Annotated in this window: 17 protein-coding genes and 2 riboswitches; of the genes, 8 read left to right on the top strand and 9 right to left on the bottom strand. The window is 68.7% G+C overall.

Annotated features, from left to right (window positions below; genetic code table 11):
• Positions 1-46: 46 nt before the first annotated feature.
• The gene (locus tag ACSGC5_RS08270) at positions 47-1,177 is read left to right on the top strand and encodes a serine hydrolase domain-containing protein (RefSeq protein ID WP_434970169.1); all 1,131 of its coding nucleotides are present in this window, start codon (positions 47-49) and stop codon (positions 1,175-1,177) included.
• A 31-nt stretch (positions 1,178-1,208) separates the two neighbouring features.
• Here the strand turns inward: ACSGC5_RS08270 and typA are convergent, their stop codons facing one another.
• The gene (typA, locus tag ACSGC5_RS08265; RefSeq protein ID WP_434970168.1) at positions 1,209-3,122 is read right to left on the bottom strand and encodes a translational GTPase TypA; all 1,914 of its coding nucleotides are present in this window, start codon (positions 3,120-3,122) and stop codon (positions 1,209-1,211) included.
• A gap of 113 nt (positions 3,123-3,235) precedes the next feature.
• Entirely contained in the window at positions 3,236-4,975 is a 1,740-nt protein-coding gene (locus tag ACSGC5_RS08260) for a dipeptide ABC transporter ATP-binding protein (RefSeq protein WP_434970167.1), read from the bottom strand.
• A gap of 29 nt (positions 4,976-5,004) precedes the next feature.
• Between ACSGC5_RS08260 and ACSGC5_RS08255 the strand changes: the two genes are divergently transcribed.
• A complete protein-coding gene (locus ACSGC5_RS08255) occupies positions 5,005-5,616 on the top strand; it encodes a hypothetical protein (protein ID WP_434970166.1) in 612 nt (203 codons plus the stop codon).
• Here the strand turns inward: ACSGC5_RS08255 and ACSGC5_RS08250 are convergent.
• From ACSGC5_RS08250 to ACSGC5_RS08240, 3 genes are all read right to left on the bottom strand, one after another.
• On the bottom strand, positions 5,607-6,812 hold the full coding sequence (locus ACSGC5_RS08250) for an ABC transporter permease (RefSeq protein WP_434970165.1): 1,206 nt from the start codon (positions 6,810-6,812) through the stop codon (positions 5,607-5,609). The two genes, ACSGC5_RS08255 and ACSGC5_RS08250, sit on opposite strands and share 10 nt — an antisense overlap.
• Before the next feature lies 1 nt (position 6,813).
• Positions 6,814-8,349 carry an ABC transporter permease gene (locus tag ACSGC5_RS08245; protein ID WP_434970164.1) on the bottom strand — a complete coding sequence of 512 codons (1,536 nt, stop codon included), beginning with the start codon at positions 8,347-8,349 and terminating at the stop codon, positions 6,814-6,816.
• Positions 8,350-8,551: 202 nt separating this feature from the next.
• On the bottom strand, positions 8,552-10,435 hold the full coding sequence (locus ACSGC5_RS08240) for an ABC transporter family substrate-binding protein (RefSeq protein ID WP_434970163.1): 1,884 nt from the start codon (positions 10,433-10,435) through the stop codon (positions 8,552-8,554).
• Between the two features lie 182 nt (positions 10,436-10,617).
• On the opposite strand from ACSGC5_RS08240, the gene ACSGC5_RS08235 reads away from it, so the two are divergent.
• Positions 10,618-11,412 (top strand): CPBP family intramembrane glutamic endopeptidase, encoded by a 795-nt coding sequence (locus ACSGC5_RS08235; protein ID WP_434970162.1) that lies wholly within the window; start codon positions 10,618-10,620, stop codon positions 11,410-11,412.
• A 203-nt stretch (positions 11,413-11,615) separates the two neighbouring features.
• Positions 11,616-12,584 (top strand): hypothetical protein, encoded by a 969-nt coding sequence (locus tag ACSGC5_RS08230; RefSeq protein WP_434970161.1) that lies wholly within the window; start codon positions 11,616-11,618, stop codon positions 12,582-12,584.
• 154 nt (positions 12,585-12,738) lie between these two features.
• On the opposite strand, the gene gcvP is transcribed toward ACSGC5_RS08230, so the two are convergent.
• The 4 genes from gcvP to ACSGC5_RS08210 form a co-directional block, all read right to left on the bottom strand.
• The gene (gene gcvP / locus ACSGC5_RS08225; protein ID WP_434970309.1) at positions 12,739-15,594 is read right to left on the bottom strand and encodes an aminomethyl-transferring glycine dehydrogenase; all 2,856 of its coding nucleotides are present in this window, start codon (positions 15,592-15,594) and stop codon (positions 12,739-12,741) included.
• A 56-nt stretch (positions 15,595-15,650) separates the two neighbouring features.
• The gene (gene gcvH / locus ACSGC5_RS08220; protein WP_434970160.1) at positions 15,651-16,034 is read right to left on the bottom strand and encodes a glycine cleavage system protein GcvH; all 384 of its coding nucleotides are present in this window, start codon (positions 16,032-16,034) and stop codon (positions 15,651-15,653) included.
• The gene (locus ACSGC5_RS08215; protein WP_434970159.1) at positions 16,031-17,299 is read right to left on the bottom strand and encodes a glycine cleavage system aminomethyltransferase GcvT; all 1,269 of its coding nucleotides are present in this window, start codon (positions 17,297-17,299) and stop codon (positions 16,031-16,033) included. Before ACSGC5_RS08215 ends, gcvH begins: the two co-directional genes overlap by 4 nt.
• A gap of 48 nt (positions 17,300-17,347) precedes the next feature.
• Positions 17,348-17,462: riboswitch (glycine riboswitch) on the bottom strand.
• A gap of 1 nt (position 17,463) precedes the next feature.
• A riboswitch (glycine riboswitch) is annotated at positions 17,464-17,555 on the bottom strand.
• 65 nt (positions 17,556-17,620) lie between these two features.
• Entirely contained in the window at positions 17,621-18,805 is a 1,185-nt protein-coding gene (locus tag ACSGC5_RS08210; protein ID WP_434970158.1) for a MarP family serine protease, read from the bottom strand.
• Positions 18,806-18,942: 137 nt separating this feature from the next.
• Between ACSGC5_RS08210 and ACSGC5_RS08205 the strand changes: the two genes are divergently transcribed.
• The 4 genes from ACSGC5_RS08205 to nadC are packed head-to-tail and all read left to right on the top strand — an operon-like array spanning position 18,943 to position 23,505.
• On the top strand, positions 18,943-19,734 hold the full coding sequence (locus ACSGC5_RS08205; RefSeq protein WP_434970308.1) for an NUDIX hydrolase: 792 nt from the start codon (positions 18,943-18,945) through the stop codon (positions 19,732-19,734).
• Entirely contained in the window at positions 19,731-21,080 is a 1,350-nt protein-coding gene (gene nadA, locus ACSGC5_RS08200) for a quinolinate synthase NadA (protein WP_434970157.1), read from the top strand. Before ACSGC5_RS08205 ends, nadA begins: the two co-directional genes overlap by 4 nt.
• Positions 21,077-22,630 (top strand): L-aspartate oxidase, encoded by a 1,554-nt coding sequence (nadB, locus tag ACSGC5_RS08195; RefSeq protein WP_434970156.1) that lies wholly within the window; start codon positions 21,077-21,079, stop codon positions 22,628-22,630. Before nadA ends, nadB begins: the two co-directional genes overlap by 4 nt.
• A complete protein-coding gene (nadC, locus tag ACSGC5_RS08190; RefSeq protein ID WP_434970155.1) occupies positions 22,630-23,505 on the top strand; it encodes a carboxylating nicotinate-nucleotide diphosphorylase in 876 nt (291 codons plus the stop codon). The genes nadB and nadC overlap by 1 nt, the downstream gene beginning before the upstream one ends.

Genomic DNA, 23,505 nt, shown 5'->3' with positions numbered 1-23,505 from the left:
CTCCGTGAGTCCGAAGGCGCGCGAGGCGCGCCCGTAGGCTGAACAGATGACCCGCTCTCCCCGCCACCGTGGACGCTCCCTCGCGGGAGTCCGCCGGGCCACCGCCGCCGCCATCTCCGCCGCCACGCTCGTTGCCCCGCTCCTTTCCGGATGCAGCCCCGCGGCGCCGTCGACGCCCCTGGGCGAGGCCTTCGCGGAAGCGCTGGCCGCCGCATCCGTGCCCGGCGGCGCGCTCGCGGTCCACCGGAACGGGGAAAGCGCGGTGTACCCGGCGGGCGTCGCTGACCTCGATGGCACTCCGGTCACCGACGACACCCTCTTCGGGTTCCGCAGTGTCACCAAGTCGTTCGTCACGACCGTCGTGCTCCAGCTCGCGGACGAGGGCATCCTCGACCTGGACGCTCCCGCCCCGACGGCGGGAACCGGGGTCGAGACGACCGCAACGATCGATGCCCTCGCCACCATGACCTCGGGAATCGCCAACTATTCGGCGCAACCAGGGCTGATCGACCTGCTGCGCGAGGAATGGACTCGCAGCTGGACCGACACGACCCTGTACGGGCTTGCCGACAGCGCATCCGAGCAGTTCTCGCCCGGAACGAGTTACGAGTACTCGAACACGAACACGGTCCTGCTCGGGCAGATCATCGACACCGCGACCGGGGAGAGCTGGCCCGAAGCGATCCAGACAGGCATCCTCCAGCCGCTACAGCTCGAGACGGTGGTCTACCCCGGGAACGCGCTGCCGCCCGAGGGCACCGCTGCGCCGTTCCAGGTGGATGCCGACGGCAGCGTCGAGGCGTTGCCGGAGGTCCGCGCGAGCGCGTTCTCGGCCGCCGGTGGGCTGTTCGGCACGGCGGGCGACCTCGCGACCTGGGCTGAAGCGCTGGGCTCCGGCACGCTCGTGTCTGCCTCTGCGCACGCGCACCGGCTTGGTGCGTTGCGCACTACGTCGCCGGATCCGCACAGCCCCTACTACGACGAGTACGGCTTCGGCATCGGACGCATCGGCGAATGGATCGGACACACGGGGAACGGACTCGGCTACCAGGCGCTCGCGATGTACCACCCGGAGACCGAGACGGCGGCCGCGATCGTCCTCAACGCGACGGGACCCGATTCCGACCTGCCCGCGCATCTTCTGGAACAGCTGGCGGATCTCATCCTCGCCGACTGAGCAGCGGGTCCAGAGCCGGTCACAGGACGCGTCAGGCGTTCGCGTCCTGGCGCTTCAGGCGCGACGCCGCGCGGCCACGCTCGGTCTGGTCGAGGATCACCTTGCGGATGCGCACCTTCTCGGGCGTCACCTCGACGCACTCGTCCTCGCGGGCGAACTCCAGGCTCTCTTCGAGCGAAAGCTGGCGCGGCGGCGTGAGACGCTCGAGCTCGTCCGCGGTGGAGGAGCGCATGTTCGTGAGCTTCTTCTCTTTGGTGATGTTCACGTCCATGTCGTCAGCGCGCGTGTTCTCGCCCACGACCATGCCCTCGTAGACCTCTTCGGTCGGCTGGACGAAGAAGCTCATCCGCTCCTGCAGCGCCATCATCGCGAAGGGGGTGACGACGCCGGCGCGGTCGGCGACGATCGAGCCGTTCTGGCGGGCGACGATGTGACCGGCCCAGTCGTCGTAGCCGTGCGAGATGGCGTTGGCGATACCGGTGCCGCGCGTGATCGAGAGGAACTCGGTGCGGAAGCCGATGAGACCGCGGGAGGGGACGATGAACTCCATCCGCACCCAGCCCGTACCGTGGTTGACCATCGTCTCCATACGGCCCTTGCGCGCGGCAAGCAGCTGCGTGATGGCGCCGAGGTACTCCTCGGGAGCATCGATCGTGAGGTGCTCGAACGGTTCCTGCACCTGCCCGTTCGGCCCCTTGCGGGTCACGACCTGGGGCTTGCCGACGGTGAGCTCGAAACCTTCGCGGCGCATGTTCTCGACGAGGATCGCGAGGGCCAGCTCCCCGCGGCCCTGCACCTCCCACGCATCCGGCCGGCCGATGTCGACGACCTTGATGGAGACGTTGCCGATGAGCTCGCGGTCGAGGCGATCCTTGACCATGCGCGCGGTGACCTTGTGGCCCTTGACCTTGCCGACCAGGGGCGAGGTGTTGGTGCCGATCGTCATCGAGATGGCGGGGTCGTCGACCGTGATCGCCGGCAGCGGGCGCACGTCCTCGGGGTCGGCGATCGTCTCGCCGATCGTGATCTCCTCGATGCCCGCGATCGCGACGATGTCGCCGGGACCGGCGGACTCGGCGGGGTAGCGCTCCAGCGCCCGGGTCTTCAGCAGCTCCGTGATCCGCGCGTTCGAGTGCGAGCCGTCGTGGCGCACCCACGCGACCGTCTGGCCCTTCTTCAGCGTGCCGTTGAAGACGCGCAGGAGGGCCAGGCGACCGAGGAAGGGGCTGGAGTCGAGGTTCGTGACCCACGCCTGCAGGGGAGCCTCGTCGTCGTACGAGGGGGCCGGGACGTGCTCGAGGATCGCCTCGAACAGCGGCTCGAGGTCGTCGTTGTCGGGAAGCGATCCGTTGGCGGGCCGATTGCGGGATGCCGCGCCCGCGCGTCCGGAGGCGTACACGACCGGCACGTCCAGCAGGGCGTCGACGTCGAGGTCGGGCACATCTTCCTGCAAGTCCGAGGCAAGCCCCAGCAGCAGGTCGTGGGACTCCTCCTCGACCTCGGCGATGCGGGCGTCGGGCCGGTCTGTCTTGTTCACGAGCAGGATGACGGGAAGCTTGGCCTCGAGCGCCTTGCGCAGCACGAAGCGCGTCTGCGGCAGGGGGCCCTCCGAGGCATCCACCAGCAGCACCACGCCGTCGACCATCGACAGGCCGCGCTCGACCTCGCCGCCGAAATCGGCGTGGCCGGGGGTGTCGATGACGTTGATCGTCACGGGAACGTCGGTGTGGGCGCCGTTGTAGGTGATCGCAGTGTTCTTCGCGAGGATCGTGATGCCCTTCTCGCGCTCGAGATCGTTCGAGTCCATCGCGCGCTCTTCGACGTGCGCGTGCTCCCCGAACGAGCCGGTCTGGCGCAGCATGGCGTCCACGAGGGTCGTCTTGCCGTGATCGACGTGCGCGACGATCGCGACGTTGCGGAGGTCCGAACGGAGGGCATGCGCCATGAGGGAATCCTTGCGGGTGGGGTGCTGCCGGGATGCCGGCACCCTCCAGGGTATCTCAGGCAGGCTTCGTGCCCGCGGAACCGATAGCCGCCCTGGACGCGGGGGCGGACCCGTCAGCCGGAGGCTTGTTCCGCCAGCAGCGCTGCCCGAGCCTCGCGTCGCTGACGCTGCTCGGCGGGGTCGGGCACGGGGACCGCGGCGATCAGGCGCTTGGTGTAGTCATCCTGCGGGTTGCGCAGGATCTGCTCCTTCGTGCCCTGCTCGACGATCTTGCCGTGCTGCATGACCGCGATGCGATCCGCGAGGAGGTCCACCACGGCGAGGTCGTGAGTGACGAACAACGTCGCGAACTGCTTCTCCTTCTGGATCGCCTGCAGCAGCTCGAGCACCCTCGCTTGCACCGACACGTCGAGCGCACTCGTCGGTTCATCGGCGACGAGAACCGTCGGGTCCAGGGCAAGGGCTCGCGCGATACCGATACGTTGGCGCTGGCCGCCCGAGAGCTCGTGGGGATACCTGTTTCGGAAGTCGCGGGGCAGCTCGACGAGATCCAGGAGCTCTTCGACCCGCCGGGAGATCTCCTGACGGCCACGACCGGCCAGTTCGAGCGGCTCACCGATCGACTCGCCGACGGGCCAGCGCGGGTTCAAGGAGGATCCCGGGTCCTGGAACACGATCCCGAGCTTGCGACGCACCGCGCGCAACTCCTTGGCGCTCACGCCGACCATGTCCTGGCCGGCGACACGAAGGCTTCCCTCTGCGATCGGCACGAGGCCGACAATGGCGCGGGCGATCGTCGTCTTACCGGATCCGGACTCCCCCACCAGGCCCAGCACCTCACCCGGCTGGATCGAGAGTGTGGCATCCGACACCGCCCGGAACGCGGGAACGCGTCCCCGCTTGGGGTACTCGATCGAGACGTTCTCCAGACGCAGCGCGGCAGTGGACTCGTCGCGCCGGCTCTCCTCCTCGGTCTTGGCTTCGCCCAGGCCCAGGTGCGGCACGGATGCCATGAGCGCGCGGGTGTACGGATGCTCGGCCTCGCCGAACACCTGGGATGCGGGACCGTACTCGACGACGTCGCCGTCCTTCATCACCATGACGTCGTCGGCCATGTCTGCGACGACCCCCATGTCGTGCGTGATGAGGATGATCGCGGAGTCGAGCTTCGTGTGGAGGTTTCGAAGCAGGTCGAGAATCTCGGCTTGAACCGTCACATCCAGCGCGGTCGTGGGCTCGTCGGCGACGAGCACGCGGGGCTCCAGCGAGATCGATTGCGCGATCATCGCGCGCTGACGCTGACCGCCCGAGAGCTGATGCGGATACGAGTTGAACGCCTTGAGCGGATCGGGCATCTCGACCAGGCGGAGCAGCTCGAGCGAGCGCTCCTTCGCCTGCTTGCGGGTCATGCCGGGTCGGTGAGTCATGAGCGCTTCGGAGATCTGGAAGCCCACCGTGTACACCGGATTGAGCGCGGTCATCGGCTCCTGGAAGATCGCGGCGATTCCCTCACCGCGCACCTTCCGCAGGACCTCGGGACGGGCGCCGACGAGCTCCTTGCCGGCGAGCTTGGCACTGCCGTGCACGCGGGCGTTCTTGGGGAGCAGACCCATGATGGCCATGCTGCTGGTGCTCTTTCCCGAGCCCGACTCGCCCACGATCGCCAGGACCTTCCCCGGCATCAGGTCGTAGCTGACGTGCTTGGCGGCCGCGACCCAGCTCCCCCCGACGAAGAACTCCACTCCGAGGTTCGAGACCGACAGCGCAGGGCCTGCGGTCGATGCGGAGGCGGTCTCCGCGGCCCGGTCACGGCGGCTGGAACGGCCGCCCGTGCGCGGCTGGTCAGAGGTCATCGTTCGTTCTCCCGTGTCAGGATGGGCGCATGCCCGAACCGGTCACTCTTCGCCCTCGCGGCGGAATGATCATCGCCGCGATCGCCCTGATGATCACGGCAGCAGCACTGGTGTTCATCGTCGTGGACGGCGGTCTGCTCGAGCTCGCCCGCTGGGCGTGGCCGGTCGTCCTGCTCGGGTGGGGCGCATGGTTGCTGTACCTGCGCCCGTTCGTGCGCGTATCCGAAGGTTTCGTCGAGGTGAGCAACATCGTTCGCACGTACCGCGTGCCGTGGAGCGACATCGAAACGATCGAGTCGCGCTTCGCACTCACGATCCGTACACGCAGTGGCCGCACCATCCGGGCCTGGGCGGCGCCGGCTCCCGGTGCCCGCCAGGCCCTGTCGACGCAGCGCGCGGACGTCGCCCACACGCCGGGAGACGACGACACCCGCCGGCCGTCCGATGCCGAGGGAACCGCCTCGGGCGATGCGGCGGGGCTCGTGCGCCGCGAACTCGACCGGCACCGTCGCGAGGACTCCCCGCTCAGCAGCGCTCCTGCTGCCGGTGAGGCGGTGGTCACGTGGCATCCGCTGCTGATCGCCGGCACGGCCGTCCTGACGGCTGCCGCGGTGCTGAGCCTGGTCCTGCCTCACGGCTGATCACCCGGCCTATCACCGCGGTCGCCTCGCGCATCGGGTGGACCCGATCTCTCCCCCAGATCGGTGAACTCGTCGATGTACGGCGCGTCGGATGCCGAGGTCGGACCCTCCACCATCGTGACCGCCTGTACCGAAGGGATCGCGGCGACCGCGCGCGCTGCCTTGCGACGGCTGACCTTCGCCTGCTGACGTGGGTCGAACGCGTCGCGCAGACCGTCACCGATGAAGTTGATGCACAGCGCCAAGAGGATGATGAACAGACCCGGCCACCAGAACAGCCACGGGCGCGTGCGGAATGCCTCGCGATACTCGGAGATGATCTGGCCGAGGGACACATCCGGATACTGGATGCCGAAGCCCAGGAAGCTCAGCGCCGCCTCCGTCAGCACGGCGGCACTCATGAGCAGGGTCGTGTTGACGATGATGACGCCGACGGCGTTCGGAAGGATATGCCGGAAGATGATGCGCGCGTTGCTCGCACCGGCGACGCGGGCGGCATCGACGAACTCGCGTTCTCGCAGCGACAGGAAGTCACCGCGCACGAGCCGGGCAAGTCCGGTCCAGCTCAGGATGCCCAGGAACAGACCGAACACGAACGCATTTCCGCCGAACAGCTTCCCCATGATCGAGCCGAGAACGATGATCGGGATGATGATGATGACGTCCGTGAACCGCATGATGAGCGAGTCCGACCAGCCGCGGAAGTACCCGGAGACCGCGCCCAGGCTCACGCCGACGATCAACGAGACCAGGCCGACGAGGAACATCACGGTGATCGACTGCTGTGTACCGCGCATGACCTGGGCGAACACGTCCTTGCCCAGGGTGTCTTGACCGAACGGGTGCTCCCCGAGGCTGAACGGCCACAGCGTGAGAGTCGGCTGCCCGCCGTTGACGATGGGGTAGGCGGTCCACCAGTCGAGCGGCCACCACCCTGGGATGCGCCATCCGTTGATCGTCAGAACGCCGGACGCGTCTGCCTGCAACGCGCCAGTTCCGCCGATCACCGTACCGACCGAGGTGAACGCCAGCAGGATGATGAGCACGAGCACGACGAGCGCGGTCATTGCGAGCTTGTGACGGAAGAACCGGCGGCGCACGAGCGCGCCCTGGCTCATGCCGGCGACGGCCTTCTGTTCGATCGTCTGCTCGGACCCGCGGTCCTGCGGAGCGTCGGTGGGAATCGGAGTCGCCATGTCAGTTCACCCGGATCCGTGGGTCGAGAGCGGAGTAGAGAAGATCGGCGATCAGGTTGAAGATCACTGCCAGGACGCCGGTGACAACGAAGAAGCCCATCACGAGGTTCACATCGCCGTGTTCCAGTCCGTCGACGAAGAGCGACCCCATGCCCTTCCACGCGAAGATCGTCTCGGTGATCACCGCACCACCGATCAGCGCTCCGATGTCGAAGGCGATGATCGTCGCGATCGGGATGAGGGCGTTTCGCATCGCGTGGCGCACGACCACCGTGCGCTCGGTAAGGCCCTTCGCCCGGGCGGTACGGACGTAGTCCTGGTTCATGACTTCGAGCAGGCTCGACCGGGTATAGCGCGTGTACGCGGCGATCGAGACCACCGCGAGCGCGATCGTCGGGAGGACGAGGTGCGAGAAGCCGTCGAGGATCTCGAACCACATATCGCCTTGTAGGCCGGGCGTCCGCGAGCCGATCGTGGCGATGACACCGCTCTGGGGGATCCGCTGCACGTAGTCCGGGTACACCAGCAGGACGCGGTCGATCACGATCACGAAGAACGCGATGAAGCTCACGATCGCAGCGGTTCGCGCGGCTTCCCGTTTGCCGTCTCCGCCGACCAGGATCCCCACGAGGATGCCGATGCCGATCGCGGCGATGCCGAGCAGGACAAGCATCCAGCCCTCGGGGACGTAGAAGAAGAGGTACTGCAGCGGGAAGTACGCTGCGACCCAGATGGCCACGGTGATCAGCGAGGCGAGCAGGGCCCGGCGGTTTGCCAGCCCCGTCGAGATCGCCGTCACACCGACGGCGGCACCGATACCCGTGATGATGACGCCGATCAGTCCGATCGTCGGCTGAGCGAACCAGTTCGTCACGCCGAGCAGTCCCAGAAGGCCCGCGCCGGCGACGAACGCCGATCCGAAAGTGATGAGGCGTGTTCGCCAGCTGCCGCCGAGGAGGCTCATGAACACGACTCCGGATATCAGCCCGGTGATGAGAACGGCGAGCCAGGTGACGTTGGGATCGGCGAGGAACTCATTGAATCGGATGGCACCGTACTCCTTCAGGAGCACCGCCACCCAGAAGATCGGGAGCGAGTAGACGATGAAGGTCAAGAAGGTGACGCTGTAGTCGAACCCGCTGTACTGCCGCAGCGCGGTGAGGATACCGATCGTGACACCGACGAGGATGGCGATGATCGTCGCGGCCGTCACCAGCTGGATGGTGGATCCGGCTGCCGAGGCCAGCGCTTCGGTCACAGGCTGGTTACCACGGGTGTAGGCCACGCCGAGGTCGCACTGCAGAATGAGACACTTCGCCGCTCCGCCCAGCCACGTGAAGTAACGGACGACCGGCGGAAGGTCGAGGTTGAGGATCTCGATGCGATACGCGATCTGCTCTTCGCGGTTCGGTGCACTGCTCCCGCGGAGGTCTCGCAGCGGGTCGCTGCCGATCGCGGTGAGGGTGTAGACGATGAACGACGCGACGAGGAGGACGAGCAGGATTGCGCCCAGCCGCCTCAGCAGGAATGTCAGCACGTTCGGCCTCGCGGGTTCGCAGACTCAGGTGTCATGGGGGTGTTCCGTTCGGGGCAAAGCTTTGCCCAAAGGTACTACGGCATGCGGTGTCGCGGCGGGTCGCCCCGACACAGCTGTGGGCGCCGAGGGGTCACCTCGGCGCCCACGCTATTGCTGTCGACTTCGTCGGAAGCGGCTCTCACCGCTTCCGACGAAGCAGGGATCAACCCTCAGCGTCGACCGGCGCCCACTCCCAGAAGTTCCAGAAGTAGTCCGGGCTCAGCGGCATGGCCTTCACTCCGGTCACGCGGTCGCTCGAAACGAGCAGGCCGGGGAACTGGAAGATCGGGATCGTCACTGCATCCGACCAGATGCCCATCTCGGCCTCGTTGAGGAGGTCGGTCTGCGCGTCGTAGTCCGAGGTGACGTTGAGTGTCTCCAGCGCAGCCGTGACGTCCTCGTTGCAGTAGCCGTTGTAGTTGCCACCCTTCGTGTCCGGAGCCGCGAAGTCGTAGCAGGCGTAGATCTGGTCCGAGCCACCCACGGCGAGACTGGTCTGCGACCAGGCGAAGATCGTCGCGTCGTGAGGGTTGATCGGGTTGATCGACGGGTCGGTGAACTCCCAGTTCGGCTCGCTCTGATCGACGAGCTGGAAGCCCGCCTGAGCAGCCGACGAGGCGATGAGCTCGAACTCCTGGCCGCGACGGACGTTGCCCTCGGGGTACCAGAAGCCCACCTCGATCGGCGTCGTCACACCCGCGTCGGCGAGGAGCTGGATCGCGCCCTCGATGTCGACGTCCGCGTAGTCGGCCGAGCCGTTGTCGGCGGTGAGGATCGGGTACCGCACGGTGTCAGCAGGGCTCACGAGGTTCGTGTTGCGCACCTCGGCGTCGGGGTTGAGCGGCTTGATGATCTTGTCCACGATCTCCTGGCGGGGAATCGTCTTCAAGAACGCCTGGCGGACGGCGAGAGCCTTGGCCTCGTCGCCACCGTAGGTCGCGGGGTCGAACGGACCGCCGTTGTTGACGGTGAGGTCGACGTGCTCGTGCGAGGCCTGAACGCCGGTCTGAACCTCCGCCGTCGCGATGCCCTCGGCGACCTGGAGGATGTCAGCGGTGGGCTGACCCGTCCAGATGTCGAGCTCGCCGGCCTCGAGGGCCTGGAGCGCCGTCGTTGCGTCGCCGATGGCGCGAACCGTGATGCGCTCGAACTTCGGCGAGGGACCCCACGTGTACAGCGGGTTCGCGATGAGGGTCGTGTACTGGTCCTCAGCGGTCTCCTCGATCGTGTACGCACCGCTGGTCAGGGCGGCCGCGGGGCTATCGGGCAGCGTGGTGTAGGCGTAGCCGTCGTTCCACGCGGTGCCGAGAGCGTCGAGAACCGCGTCGTCACCGTTGGTGATCGCGTCGACCACGTTCTGCTTCGCGGTCTCGGCGAAGCTCTTTGCCGCTTCGCTGTAGGCATCCCAGTCGCCCTGCTCGCCCGAAGCCGAGTAGGTGTCCCACGCTGCCTGGACGTCTGCGTACTCCTCGGGGAACGCGAGCGCGTAGGTGCCGTGCGCCGAGACGCCGAGGATTCCACCCGAGGCGCCGCCGATCAGCTCCCAGTCGACGTACGGCTCGTCGTAGACGAGGGTGATCGTCTTGTCGCCGGTTTCAGGCGTCGAGGTGATGAGATTGAACCCGGTCGTTGAGGCAGGCGAGAATGCGTCGCTCACATTGCCCGACATCGCTGCCCACTGCAGCAGCATGTCGGCCTCGTCAATCGGCACACCGTCGGACCACACCGCATCGGCGGTGATCGTGTACTCAACGGTGAGCGGGTCATCGCTCACCTTCTCATATGTACCGAAGTCCGTGTTCGATACGAACTCCGGGGTGTTGTTGTAGTACCCGAACGGGGTGTCGGTCATGTACTTGATGTTGCCGTTGGCCGTGTTGTTGCCAGCCGAGCTGTCGTCGTTGAAGTGGAAGAAGCCCTCGTTGTACGCAACGGTGACCTCGGTGTTCTCCACGACATCCGACTGATAGGGGTTGCTGCAGCCGGCGAGCACGAGGGCTCCCACCGCAACGACGCCTACGCCCGCCGCAAGACGTGCGATCTTCACATTTCCTCCTGTGCAAGGGGTTGTGTGCCGGGGGCGCGATCGACCCCGGCACGGATGGAAAAACCCTAAGCGCGGGCTGTGAGTTGTTCAAAACCTGAGGCCGAAAAGTTACATACCCTTAACTCGACAGCAGTTGTATGTGGCAATCTGACAAGGTGAACCCCCCGAAGCGGCCTCCTGTTGTGAGCGAAGTGCTGAACGTTCCTCGGGTGGAGGGGCAGGCGCGTCTGCGGCTGACCTGGGAACTGTGGATCGTTCTCGCGATCACCGTCGGCCAGTCCGCGCTCTACAGCGTGCTGTCCTTCATCCGCTCGCTCATTCGCGCCGCTCAGGAAAACCAGACGCTCGCGCAACAGCAGACTCAGCTGAACCCCAACCGGGACGCTGAGGCGCTGTGGAATGCGCTGTACCAGTTCCTGAACATCTTCTTCGGTGTGGCACTCGTGGCGCTGGTCGTCTATTTGCTGTGGGAGCCGGGGTCCAACGCCCTGCGGCGGATCGGTCTGGACTTCTCTCGCTTCGGCGGAGACCTCGGCCGCGCCCTGCTGCTGGGCGCCGCGATCGGCATCCCGGGGCTCGCACTCTACATCGTCGGGCGCGCGCTCGGCGTGACACTTCAGGTGAGCGCGTCGCCGCTGGATGCCGCGTGGTGGACAGTTCCGCTGCTGATCCTCGCCGCCCTCCGAGCTGGACTCACGGAAGAGGTGATCTTCCTGGGCTACCTGTTCGATCGCCTCCGCCGGTTCGGCTGGAACTGGTGGGCCATCATCCTCACCACCGCGGGCCTGCGCGCTGCCTACCACGCCTACCAGGGCTTCGGCGCGATCATCGGCAACTTCGCGATGGGCGTCGTCTTCGGCTGGTGCTATCGCCGCTGGGGCCGCGTCATGCCCCTCGTGATCGCCCATACCCTCATCGACATCGTGGCCTTCATCGGCTACCCCCTAGCGGTAACCCTCTTCCCCTCCGTCTTCTAACCCCGCGCCTGCGCCGCCCCCTCGCGCAAAGAACCGCGAACAAGCCACGTCGTCGCGAACGAGCCCGCATTGCCGGATGCTTCGGCGTAGCGCGGCTCGTTCGCGTTGGACCCACCCCTCCCCAGGGTGGGTTTCGGGCGGGTTGTTCGGGTCGTGGGCCCAGGGGCGGCGGGTGTGGTGGCGCGCGGCAGGAGGGTGGGGCGATGCACGCGCTACCTCACCGAGACGGATGGATGCTGAGCGCCAACCCGGATCCGCTGCTTCCCCGCCGGCTTCGCGATGGCCTCGCATCGGGACGGTTCATTCGCGTCCGTCCGGGCGTATACGCTGCCCCCGACGAGTGGCGCGCTCTGGCCGCGCACGAGCGGTACACCGAGCGAGTACGCGCCCACACGCTTGTGCGGCCAGGCGACACCCTCGGATTCGAGTCCGCGGCCGTCTGCCTCGGTCTGCCGATCTTCGGTGAACCGCGAGACATCCACATCCTTCTGCCTCCCGGGTCCGCGACGCGGCGACGGTCGGGGATCGTCGAGCACGCCGGAGAAATCGACAGGGCAACCATCACTCGCGATGGGGTTCGCGTTGCGGATGTCGCAACGACGGCTCTCGATCTGGCACGCGTCCTCAGCCCGGCCTATGCCCTCGCCGTCGTCGATGCGGCGATTCAGGGTGAGCGCCGAGACCGAACCACCATCTCCGACCTCCGGCTCCTCGCGCGTTGCCAAGCCCGAGCACGCAATGCACGGCAGCTGACCTGGCTTTTCGCGCACGCCACAACACTCGCTGAGTCGGCGGGCGAGTCGGTGAGCCGCGCAGTCATCGGATGGCTCGGCTTTCCGGCTCCTCAGTTGCAGGCGGAATTCCCTCACCGCGAGGGAATCGACCGGGTCGACTTCTGGTGGCGGGACGCATCATTCGTCGGAGAATCCGACGGCTACCTCAAATACCTTTCGGTAGCTCCGGATCTCGCCGCCCGCCGCCTCATCGAAGAAAAACGGCGAGAGGACCGCGTCCGTGCCCGCGTACGCGCATTCACCCGGTGGACCTGGGCTGACCTCTTCGCCGGGTTGACACTGCGCGATCGCTTCGTCGCAGCCGGGCTCACCCCGATCGCCCCACCCGACCACGCTCTCCTCGCGACGCTCCGGCGGGTTCGGTCCGTCGGACACTGACGCCGAACAAGCCGGCCTCCCGCGAACAAGCCGGCAATGCGGGCTGGTTCGGCAACGAGCGGCTTGTTCGCGGATGTGGGTGGGTGGGGCGGGGTGGGTGGGGCGGGGTGGGTGGGGCGGGGGCGGGGGCGGGGCGGCGGCGCGGGGGGCGGGGTTAGGTGAAGGCGGAGGGCGGGGGGCAGGCGCAGACGAGGTTGCGGTCGCCGTAGGCCTGGTCGATCCGGCGCACCGGGGGCCAGTACTTCGAGCGCACCAGAGAGCGCACGGGGTACACGGCGCGCTCCCGCGAATACGGATGCTGCCAGTCGCCGGCCGCGATCGACTCGGCCGTGTGCGGCGCGTTCACGAGCGGGTTGTCGTCTGCGGGCCACTCCCCTGCCGCGACGGCATCAGCCTCGGCCTTGATCGCGATCATCGCTTCGATGAACCGCTCGAGCTCGCCGAGGTCCTCGGATTCGGTCGGCTCGACCATGAGTGTGCCCGCTACGGGGAACGACATCGTCGGCGCGTGGAAGCCGTAGTCGATGAGGCGCTTGGCCACGTCGTCGACCGTGATCCCCGTCGCCTCGCGCAGCGGGCGCAGATCCAGGATGCACTCGTGCGCGACCAGACCGTTCTCGCCCGCGTACAGCACGGGGAAGTGCGCCCGCAGCCGCGCCGCGATGTAGTTCGCGGCGAGCACGGCAGCGCCGGTCGCACGCCGAAGGCCATCGGCGCCCATCATCCGGACATACGCCCACGAGATCGGCAGAATGGACGCCGAACCGTACGGCGCGCCCGAGATCGGCCCCCCGGCGAACACCGCGCCCTCGGCATCTGCGAGCGACGGATGCCGATCCCGCTGCGCCATCGGATGCGACGGCAGGAACGGCGCGAGGTGCGCCTTTGCCGCCACCGGACCGACGCCCGGGCCGCCGCCGCCGTGCGGAATGGCGAACGTCTTGTGCAAGTTCAGGTGCGACACGTCGCCGCCGAGATCGCCCAGCCGGGCGTATCCGACGAGAGCGTTGAGGTTCGCGCCGTCGACGTAGACCTGGCCACCCGCGTCGTGCACGGCCCCCGTGATCTCGAGGACGTCGTGCTCGTACACCCCGTGCGTCGAGGGGTAGGTGATCATCAGCGCCGCGAGCGTGTCGGCGTGCTCGGCGATCTTCGCGCGCAGATCGCCGAGGTCGACGTTGCCGGCCTCGTCGCACGCGACCACGACCACCCGCATCCCGGCGAGCACCGCGGATGCCGCGTTCGTGCCGTGCGCCGACGACGGGATGAGGCACACCGTGCGCTGCTCGTCGCCGCGGGAGCGGTGGTAGCCGCGGATCGCGAGGAGACCGGCGAGCTCGCCCTGCGACCCGGCGTTGGGCTGCACCGAGACCGCGTCGTATCCGGTCACGTCGGCCAGCCAGGTCTCGAGCTGATCGATGAGCGCGAGATAGCCGTCGACGTCGGCGGCGGGGGCGAACGGATGCATCCGCGCGAACTCCGGCCACGAGACCGCCGCCATCTCGGTGGCGGCGTTGAGCTTCATCGTGCAGGACCCGAGCGGGATCATGCCGCGGTCGAGCGCGTAGTCGCGGTCGGCGAGGGTCTTCAGGTAGCGCATCATCGCCGTCTCGGACCGGTGCGCGTGGAACACCTCGTGGGTGAGGTAGGCATCCGTGCGCCGCAGCTGTTCGGGGTACAGGCGCACCGCGTCGAGTGCGGTCCACGACCAGCCCTCGGGAAGCTCGGTGGGCACGTCCCCGGCGCGGGCATCACCCGTCGCTCCGAACACCGCGAGCAGATCGGTCTCGATCGAGGGGTCCACAGCGCTGACCTCGTCGAACGAGATCCCGACCGTGCGCTCATCAGTCCGTCGCAGCAGGATGCCGAGCCCGGCAGCCGCCGACACGACGGCATCGGCATCCGCGACCCGGACCTCGAGCGTGTCGAAGAATGCCTCGGTCAGCACCTCGACCCCCCGCGCACGCAGCAGACCGGCGACGAGCGCCGTCCGCGTGTGCACGGCCTGAGCGATCAGGCGCAGCCCTTCCGGCCCGTGATACGCCGCGTACATCGCCGCCATGACCGCCAGCAGCACCTGGGCGGTGCAGATGTTGGAGGTCGCCTTCTCACGCCGGATGTGCTGCTCGCGCGTCTGCAACGAGAGCCGGTAGGCCGGATGCCCGGCGGCATCCACCGACACTCCGACCAGGCGCCCCGGGAGCTGACGCTCCAGGCCCGCCCGCACGGCGAGGTAGCCGGCGTGCGGACCGCCGAAGCCCATCGGCACCCCGAAGCGCTGCGTCGTGCCGACGGCGACATCCGCGCCCATCGAACCCGGCGAGCGCAGCAGTGTGAGGGCAAGCAGGTCCGCCGCGACGATGGCGAGCCCGCCGGGCTCGTGCACGGCGGCGATCGCGTCGGTCGGGTCCCACACCCGCCCCGAGGCACCGGGGTACTGGATGAACGCGCCGAAGGCCTCGGGAAGGGCCTCGGACGCGCCGAACCGCACCTCACGGATCTCGATCCCGAGCGCCTCGGCGCGGTGACGCAGCAGCGCGACCGTCTGCGGCAGTGCATCGGCATCGACGAGAAAGACGTTCGACGCACTCTTCGACGCCCGCCGGGCCAGCAGCATCCCTTCGACCACGGCGGTGGCCTCGTCCAGCATCGACGCGCCCGCCGTCGCCATCCCGGTGAGGTCGGTCACCATCGTCTGGAACGTGATGAGCGCCTCGAGCCGCCCCTGCGAGATCTCAGGCTGGTAGGGCGTGTACGCCGTGTACCACGAGGGGTTCTCGAAGACGTTCCGCGCAATGACGGCCGGCGTGACGGTGTCGTAGTACCCGAGCCCGATCAGTGAGCGCGAGACGCGGTTGCGCCCGGCGAGCGCGCGCAGTTCCCCCAGCGCCTCGGCCTCAGTCGCCGCGTGCGGAATCCGCGAGGACTCCAGAGATGTGGCATGGATGGATGCCGGAACCGCCGCCTCGACGAGGGCATCGACGCTCTCGTACCCGAGGGCCTCGAGCATCGCGCGCTGCGCGGCGTCGTCGGTGCCGATGTGGCGTTCGGCGAAGGAGCCGCCGGTCACGCGTCGCCGCCCGTGAGCGCCACGTACGCGTCGCGGTCCAGCAGCGCGTCGACGTCGGCGGGCGAGACCTTCAGTTTCATGAGCCACCCCGCACCGAACGGGTCGGAGTTCACGACGGACGGGTCGTCGACCGCCTCGTGATTGACGGCGAGCACCTCGCCGCTGACGGGTGCGAACAGCTCCCCCACCGATTTCGTCGACTCGATCTCGCCGCACACCTGTCCGGCCGACACGTCTGCGCCGACCTCGGGCAGTTCGAGGAACACGACGTCGCCGAGCTTCTCGGCGGCGTAGTCGGTGATCCCGATGACGGCTTCGTCGCCGTCCAGGCGCAGCCACTCGTGCTCGGCGGTGTATTTCAGGGCCGTCAGGTCGGTCATCTCTTCCTCCGGTAGAAAGGCGGGGTCGTCACGGATGCGGGAATGAGGGTGCCGCGCACGTCGATCGCGAGCACGGTGCCGGGTGCGGCGTACGCGGGGTCGACATAGGCGAGAGCGATCGGATGCCCGAGGGTCGGGCTCAGCGCGCCCGAGGTCACCTCACCGACGACGACGGGGCCCGCGGCATCCGTCGCGCCGGGACCCGCGGCATCCGTCTCGGGCACGGCGACGACCGGGTAGCCGGCCCGCCCCGCGCGACGGCCCTCGGACACGAGCCCGACGAGGACGCGAGCGTCGGCATCCGCGGCCAGCGCCCCATCCTTGCCGACGAACTCGGCCTTGCCGGCGGCGACGGCCCAGCCGAGCCCCGCCTGCGCGGGCGCCGTCGTGCGGGACAGCTCGTGGCCGTACAGCGGCATGCCGGCCTCCAGCCGCAGCGTGTCGCGGGCGGCGAGTCCCGCTGGGACGAGACCACGCGGCGCTCCCGCGGTCAACAGAGCGTCCCAGAGAGCTCCCGCCGCGCGGTGGGACACGAGCAGTTCGAAGCCGTCTTCGCCGGTGTAGCCGGTGCGCGCGAGAAAAAGTGGCTCTCCGCGGAACGACCCGGCCGCCCAGGCGTAGTAGCCGACGGCCGCGAGTGTGGGAGAGAGGTCGTCGATCCCGGGCGTCGCCTCGAGGATCTCCTGCGCTGCGGGACCCTGGACCGCCATGAGCGCCAGCTGATCGGTCACGTCCTCGATCTGTGCGGTGTCGGACGGGCCCGGGACGAAGAGAAACGACGCGGCTCCCTCGCCGCGCTCACGGGGCGCGAGGAAGGATGCCGCGACAGGCGCGCGCGCGGCGCGCTGCGCGAACGCCTCGGCGACGGCATCCCGGTTCCCGGCATTGGCGATGACCAGGTATCGGTCCTCGGCGGTGCGGTAGACGATGACATCGTCGATGATGCCGCCGTCTTCGGCGAGGACGAGCGAGTACTTCGCCTTGCCGACCCGCATGCCCGAGTGATCACCCGAAAGGGCGTAGTCGAGGAACATGCCGCTGGGCTGTCCGGTGACCAGAAACTCCGCCATATGGGAGATATCGAACAGGCCAGCCGCCTCACGCACGGCGCGGTGTTCGGCGAGGTCGGATGCGTAGCGCACGGGCATCTGCCAGCCGCCGAAGTCCGTGAAGGCGGCGCCGAGCGCGACGTGCCGATCGTGCAGCGGCGAGCGTCTCGGCTCCGGTGGTGTCGAGGCGTTCCCTGGTGGAGCGGGGTGTGACATGAGTTCTCCCGGTCGTCGGACGGGGGACGCCGTACGACGCCCGTGAACTCCCCCTCTGTCTGTGGCCTGAGAGCTTCGCCCGGCACCCGATGCACACGGATGCTGCGCTTTCACCGTCGGCGGGCATCTTCCGCCTGGCGGGAGATGTCGCTTTCCAGAGTGGCCGGACGTGCGCGGTACGCGGACCTGAGAGATTGGCGGGGAGGCTTGCTCCTTCGGTGCCCGGTGCGACCCGGGGCTCTCCCGCACCCGTCATGTGGCCGGATCTTCAGTTGCGCGGCCAGCATATCCCAGGCATGCCGCTGCGGCCGGCAACGCGCGTCACGGCGTGCACGAACCGGTGGAAACGGGCTCAGCGAGGCCCGGCGCCTGCTGCGCAAGCGGGGCGAGCACGCCCGAGGTCACCGCGTAGCCGACCTCGGCACCGTCGTCGGCGCGCGCGAACACGACTCCCGCCACCTCGCCACGGGCGGTCAGCACGGGTCCTCCCGAGTTGCCCGGCGCCACCCGCGCGCTGAGGGCATAGATCTCGCGGGTCGCTTCCCCGCGGTCATAGATGTCGGGCACACGGGCGGTGCCGACCGAGAGGACGGATGCCTGTCCGAGCGTGAACGGACCGCCGTAGGGGTAGCCGGCGACCGCCGCAGTGTCCCCCGCCGCCAGTGCGGGGGACACTGTCAGCGGTGCGGCGTCGTCGGTCTCGACCGCGACGACTGCGAGGTCCTGATCGGGATCGAACCACACGACCCGTCCCGCCTGCGCCGTGCGTCCCGGTAGTTCCATGACGATCTGCTCCATCCCGGCAACGACATGGGCGTTGGTGAGCACGCGATCGTCGGCGATGACGAAGCCCGAACCGGTCATGCCCCGCGAGCAGCTGAACGCGGTCCCCGAGATACGGGCTACGGACTGGGCTGCGGTGCTGAGCGCAGGATCGTCGAGGGCGACCGGCGGCGCGGTGGGTGCGGTCGTGGGCAGGTCCAGGAGCGTCCCCACCCGCGGGAGCGCATCGACGAACACCGCCTGTCGCAGGTGCGCCAGCGCGGCGCTGACCGGTTCGGGAGTGAGTGCATCGATGGCCGAGAGTACGCGCGAGGACGAGGTGGCCGCGGTCACCACGGGAACCCCCGACACCGCGGCGCTCTGAGCGACAAGCGAGAACGAGAGCGCTGTGACGACGACCGCGACGGCACCCCCGAACAGCCGATCGAACACGTGGAGATGCAGTTTCTCGGCGCCACGACGTAATGCGCCCCCGATCGCGCCGCCCACGATGGCACCACCGACCAGGAGCGCGATGACCCCCGCGATCAGGACCGGCCCCCGCCATTCGGATTCCGGCAGCAGCGGCGCCACGACCGGGAGCAGCCACCACACCGCGACGCCGCCCGCGGCAAGCCCCGCTGCCGCGCCGAGAATCGCCAGCACCCCACTTCCGATACCCCACGCGAGCGCGCCGAGCAGCACGATCACGACGAGAACGTCGGTGAGGATGCCCAGGACCACGTATCAAGTCTGTCCATCACCCTGAGGGATTTCTTCACACGGGTCGGAGTTGCGGTTCGGGTCAGGGTGACTCTAAGATCGTCGCAGAACTTAGGGTCACCATGACACAAACCAGCCTCGCTCCCGGTCCCCGACGGATGGCCTCCACCGATGCCATCCGCGTCGCCGTGTCGACCGTCATTTTCACGGTCCGCCGCGCGCCGGGCGAGGCATCCGCGCGCCTCATGATGCCTCTCGTGCGTCGCACTCGCGAACCCCATGAAGGACTGTGGGCGCTGCCCGGCGGGTGGCTCGACGCCGGCGAGGGGCTGGATGCCGCGGCGTCCCGCACGCTGGCGGAGACGACCGGACTCACCCCGAGCTACCTCGAACAGCTGTACGCATTCGGCGACGTTGACCGCTCCCCCACCCGAGTCGTGTCGATCGTGTACTGGGCGCTCCTACGCGCCGATGACGTGGATGCGCAGCGCGCGGCGCACGAGGCCGCTGGCGATGCTCCCGAGAACGTCGCATGGTTCGACGCGGGCGCACCGGGGGTGCTGGCGTTCGACCACAACGAGATCGTGTCGTACGCCCTCTGGCGACTTCGCAACAAGGTCGGCTACAGCCGCATCGCACACGGCCTTCTGTCCGAATTGTTCACGCTGGCCGACCTGCGTGAGGTGTACGAAGCGATCCTCGATCGGCGCCTCGACCCCGCGAATTTCCGGCGCCAGGTCGAGAACTCCGGAACCCTCATCCCCACCGACCGCTTCCGCACGGGAAGCCACCGCCCCGCCCGTCTCTACCGATACAACCAGGACGTCGAACTCGCCGACCGGGGGCCTCTAAGCCCTTCGGCGGCGGAGCTGTCCACGCTCGGCGCATGCCCGCCCGAGACCGTGGCCGGCGGCGCCCGCCGTCCCTCGCCCGAATCGAGCACCTCATGACCGCTGTCAACATCGCCCTCACCCCCCGCACCATCGACCCGTCGATCGATCACGAGATCCGCGCGATCGTGGAGGGCTCCCAACCCGGTGAGACCTGCAACACCGACCTCGCCACCGCGCCGTGGAACTTCGACGCGGTGCCCGGCTACGGTCCCGGCGCGTCCGAGCGCGACGTCATCCCTACCGGCTCGCCGCGCCAGGGCGAGCTGCCGCGCGAGTACCGCGAGGCGAGCGAGACAGAGCTCGATGCGCGCATCGTCGCGGCGAAGAAGACGCTCGGTGACCGCGTCGTCGTGCTGGGCCACTTCTACCAGCGCGAAGAGGTCGTCCGTCACGCCGACTACGTCGGGGACTCGTTCCAGCTCGCCAACGCCGCGAAAGCACGAACGGATGCCGAGGCCATCGTGTTCTGCGGCGTGCACTTCATGGCCGAGACCGCCGACCTGCTCTCGGGACCCGATCAGGCCGTCATCCTCCCCAACCTCGCGGCCGGATGCTCGATGGCCGACATGGCCTCGATCGACGAGGTCGAGCAGGCCTGGGAGGAGCTCACCGACGTCTACGGCGACCTCGACACCCCGGATACCGAGGGCCTGCTGCCGGTGATCCCGGTCACCTACATGAACTCCTCCGCCGCCATCAAGGGATTCGTCGGACGCCACCACGGCATCGTGTGCACCTCGTCGAACGCCCGGACGGTGCTCGAGTGGGCGTTCGAGCGCGGCCGTCGCGTCCTGTTCTTCCCCGACCAGCACCTGGGGCGCAACACCGCCAAGGCGATGGGCGTCCCCCTCGAGCGGATGCCGATGTGGAACCCCCGCCGACCCCTCGGCGGCAACGACGAGACAGCTCTCGAGGACGCGCGCGTCATCCTGTGGCACGGGTTCTGCTCCGTCCACCGGCGCTTCTCGGTCGCCCAGATCGACAAGGCCCGCGCCGAGCACCCGGGGGTGCGCGTCATCGTGCATCCGGAGTGCCCCATGGAGGTCGTGGACGCCGCCGACGAGTCGGGCTCGACCGACTACATCCGCAAGGCGATCGAGGCTGCCACCGAGCCGACGACCTTCGCGATCGGCACCGAGGTGAACCTCGTCCAGCGGCTCGCGGCCGAGCATCCGCAGCACGAGATCTTCTGCCTCGACCCGGTCGTGTGCCCCTGCTCGACGATGTACCGTATCCACCCCGGATACGTGGCCTGGGTGCTCGAGTCCCTCGTTGCCGGGGAGGTCGTCAACCGCATCACGGTGCCCGACGAGGTCGCCGATCCCGCCCGGGTCGCCCTCGAACGGATGCTCGCAGCCAAGCCTCCGGGAGCTCCCGCCGCTGCCTGGGAGCAGGCGTCATGACATCCCCCGCGCACGTGATCGTCGTCGGAAGCGGGATCGCGGGCCTGACTGTCGCCCTTCACGCCGCCGCCAGCGGATGCCGCGTGACCGTCGTGACCAAGGACGTGCTCGAGCACGCGAACACCCGCTACGCGCAGGGCGGGATCGCCGGGGTCATGTTCGACGACGACCGCGTGGAGGACCACATCCGCGACACCCTCGTTGCGGGCGCGGGCCTTGGTGACGAAGCCGCCGTGCGGGTGCTCGCGACCGAGGGGCCCGCCCGCATTCGCGAGCTCGTCACGCTCGGAGTCGCCTTCGACCGCGACGAGCACGGGGAGTTCCGCAAGGGCCTGGAGGCGGCACACTCCTACCCGCGCATCCTGCACTCGGGCGGGGATGCGACCGGCACCGAGATCGAGCGGGCCCTCGTTGCTGCCGTACGCGCGACGGCAGCAACCGTGATCGAACACGCCTTCCTCGTCGACCTCGTCGTGGAGGGCGGGCGCGTGCGCGGCATTCGGATCCTGCGGACCTCGCGGGACGGTCACGGGGACGCGCTCGAGACCCTGCGAGCGGATGCCGTCGTGCTGGCCACCGGCGGGATCGGCGAGCTGTTCGCGCACTCGACCAATCCCGCTGTGGCCACCGGCGACGGCATCGCCGCGGCGCTTCGCGCGGGTGCGGCGGTCGCGGATCTCGAGTTCGTCCAGTTCCACCCGACCGTGCTCGCCGCCGGCGACGCATTCCTGGTGTCCGAGGCGGTACGCGGCGAAGGCGCTGTTCTGATCGACGAGGATGGGCGCCGGTTCGTGTTCGACGATCACCCGGACGGGGAGCTTGCCCCCCGCGACGTCGTCGCCCGGGCGATCGCCCGGGTCATGCGGCAGCAGGACGGTAGGCCCGTACTGCTGGATGCCACCGGCATCCACTCGACGGATGCCGATATGCGCGCCGCGTGGCTGCGCGAGAGGTTCCCGACGATCGACGCCGCAATGCGTGAGCGGAACCTGGACTGGGCGCGGACTCCGGTGCCGGTCACCCCTGCCGCCCATTACCTCATGGGCGGGATCGTCACCGATCCCGACGGCCGCTCGTCGCTGCCGGGACTGTACGCGGTGGGCGAGGCCGCCCGCACGGGAGTCCACGGCGCGAACCGGCTCGCATCCAACTCCCTCCTCGAGGGAGCCGTCTTCGGGGCGCGCGCCGGAGACACGATCGCCGCGGATGCCGCATCCGGCGCATGGCCGCCGTTCGTCTGCCCGCCGCCCGCCCCGGCGGCGACCACCAGCTCGGCCGCGGACAGCTCGCGGCCGACATTCTCCCGCGCCGCACTGCAGGAGCTCATGTGGGAGTGCGCCTCGCTCGTCCGCGACGAAGCCGGCCTCGCACACGCCGCCGGCGTGATCGCCGGGTGGCGCTCACAGGCGCGATCTGCCCGTACCGAGCGCGAATACGAGGACGAGAATCTGCTTCTGGTCGCCGAGCACGTCGTCGCGGCGGCACGCCGACGAACAGCCTCGGCTGGGGCCCACTATCGGCGCGACGCCGAACTCGCGGCGGTGGGCTGATGCTGACGCGGCCCGAGATCGAACGCGTCGTCGCGGCGGCGCTTGCCGAGGACGCACCGTGGGGCGATGTCACGGCAGAAGCCTTCGTGCCCGCCGCAGCGCAGGCCCGAGCCGAGCTCGTCGCGCGTGAAGCCGGCACCTTCAGCGGCGGCGACGTCTTCGCTGCCGCGTTCGCCCTCACGGATGCGGCGATCGCCGTGACGGTCCATGTCGCGGACGGCGACACCTTCGCGGCCGGCGACGTGCTCGCGACCGTCACCGGTCCCGCGCGCGGTGTGCTCACGGCCGAGCGAATCGGACTCAACTTCGTGCAACGGATGTCGGGGATCGCGACGCTGACCTCGCGATATGTCGCGGCAGTCGCCGGCACGGGCGCGCGCATCGCCGACACGCGCAAGACGACCCCGGGGCTGCGCGCGATCGAACGTCACGCGGTGCGTTGTGGCGGCGGCCACAACCACCGGCACTCGCTCTCGGATGCCGTCATGGTCAAGGACAACCACCTCGCGGTCCTCACCACTGCGGGGACCTCGATCACCGACGCGCTGCGCTCGGGTATGCAGAGCGTTCCGCACACGATGCGCGTCGAGGTCGAGGTCGACCGGCTCGAGCAGATCCCGGCGGTCCTTGCCGCGGGAGTCGACATCATCATGCTCGACAACTTCGCCCTCGACGACCTGCGCACAGGCGTGGCCCTCATCGCCGGGCGGGCGGTGGTCGAAGCATCCGGCGGCGTGTCTTTGGAGACCGTCGAAGCCATCGCCGCAACCGGGGTCGACGTCGTCTCGGTCGGTGCGCTGACGCACTCGGCCCGCGCGATCGATCTCGGTCTGGACATCCGCGTCGACGCCGCGCCCGAAGCCGCCACGTCGTGA

Source organism: Microbacterium sp. bgisy207 (assembly GCF_965345035.1).
Taxonomy (GTDB): Bacteria; Actinomycetota; Actinomycetes; order Actinomycetales; family Microbacteriaceae; genus Microbacterium.
Note: the sequence above shows the minus strand (reverse complement) of the source record. Positions and strands in the feature narration are given on the sequence as shown.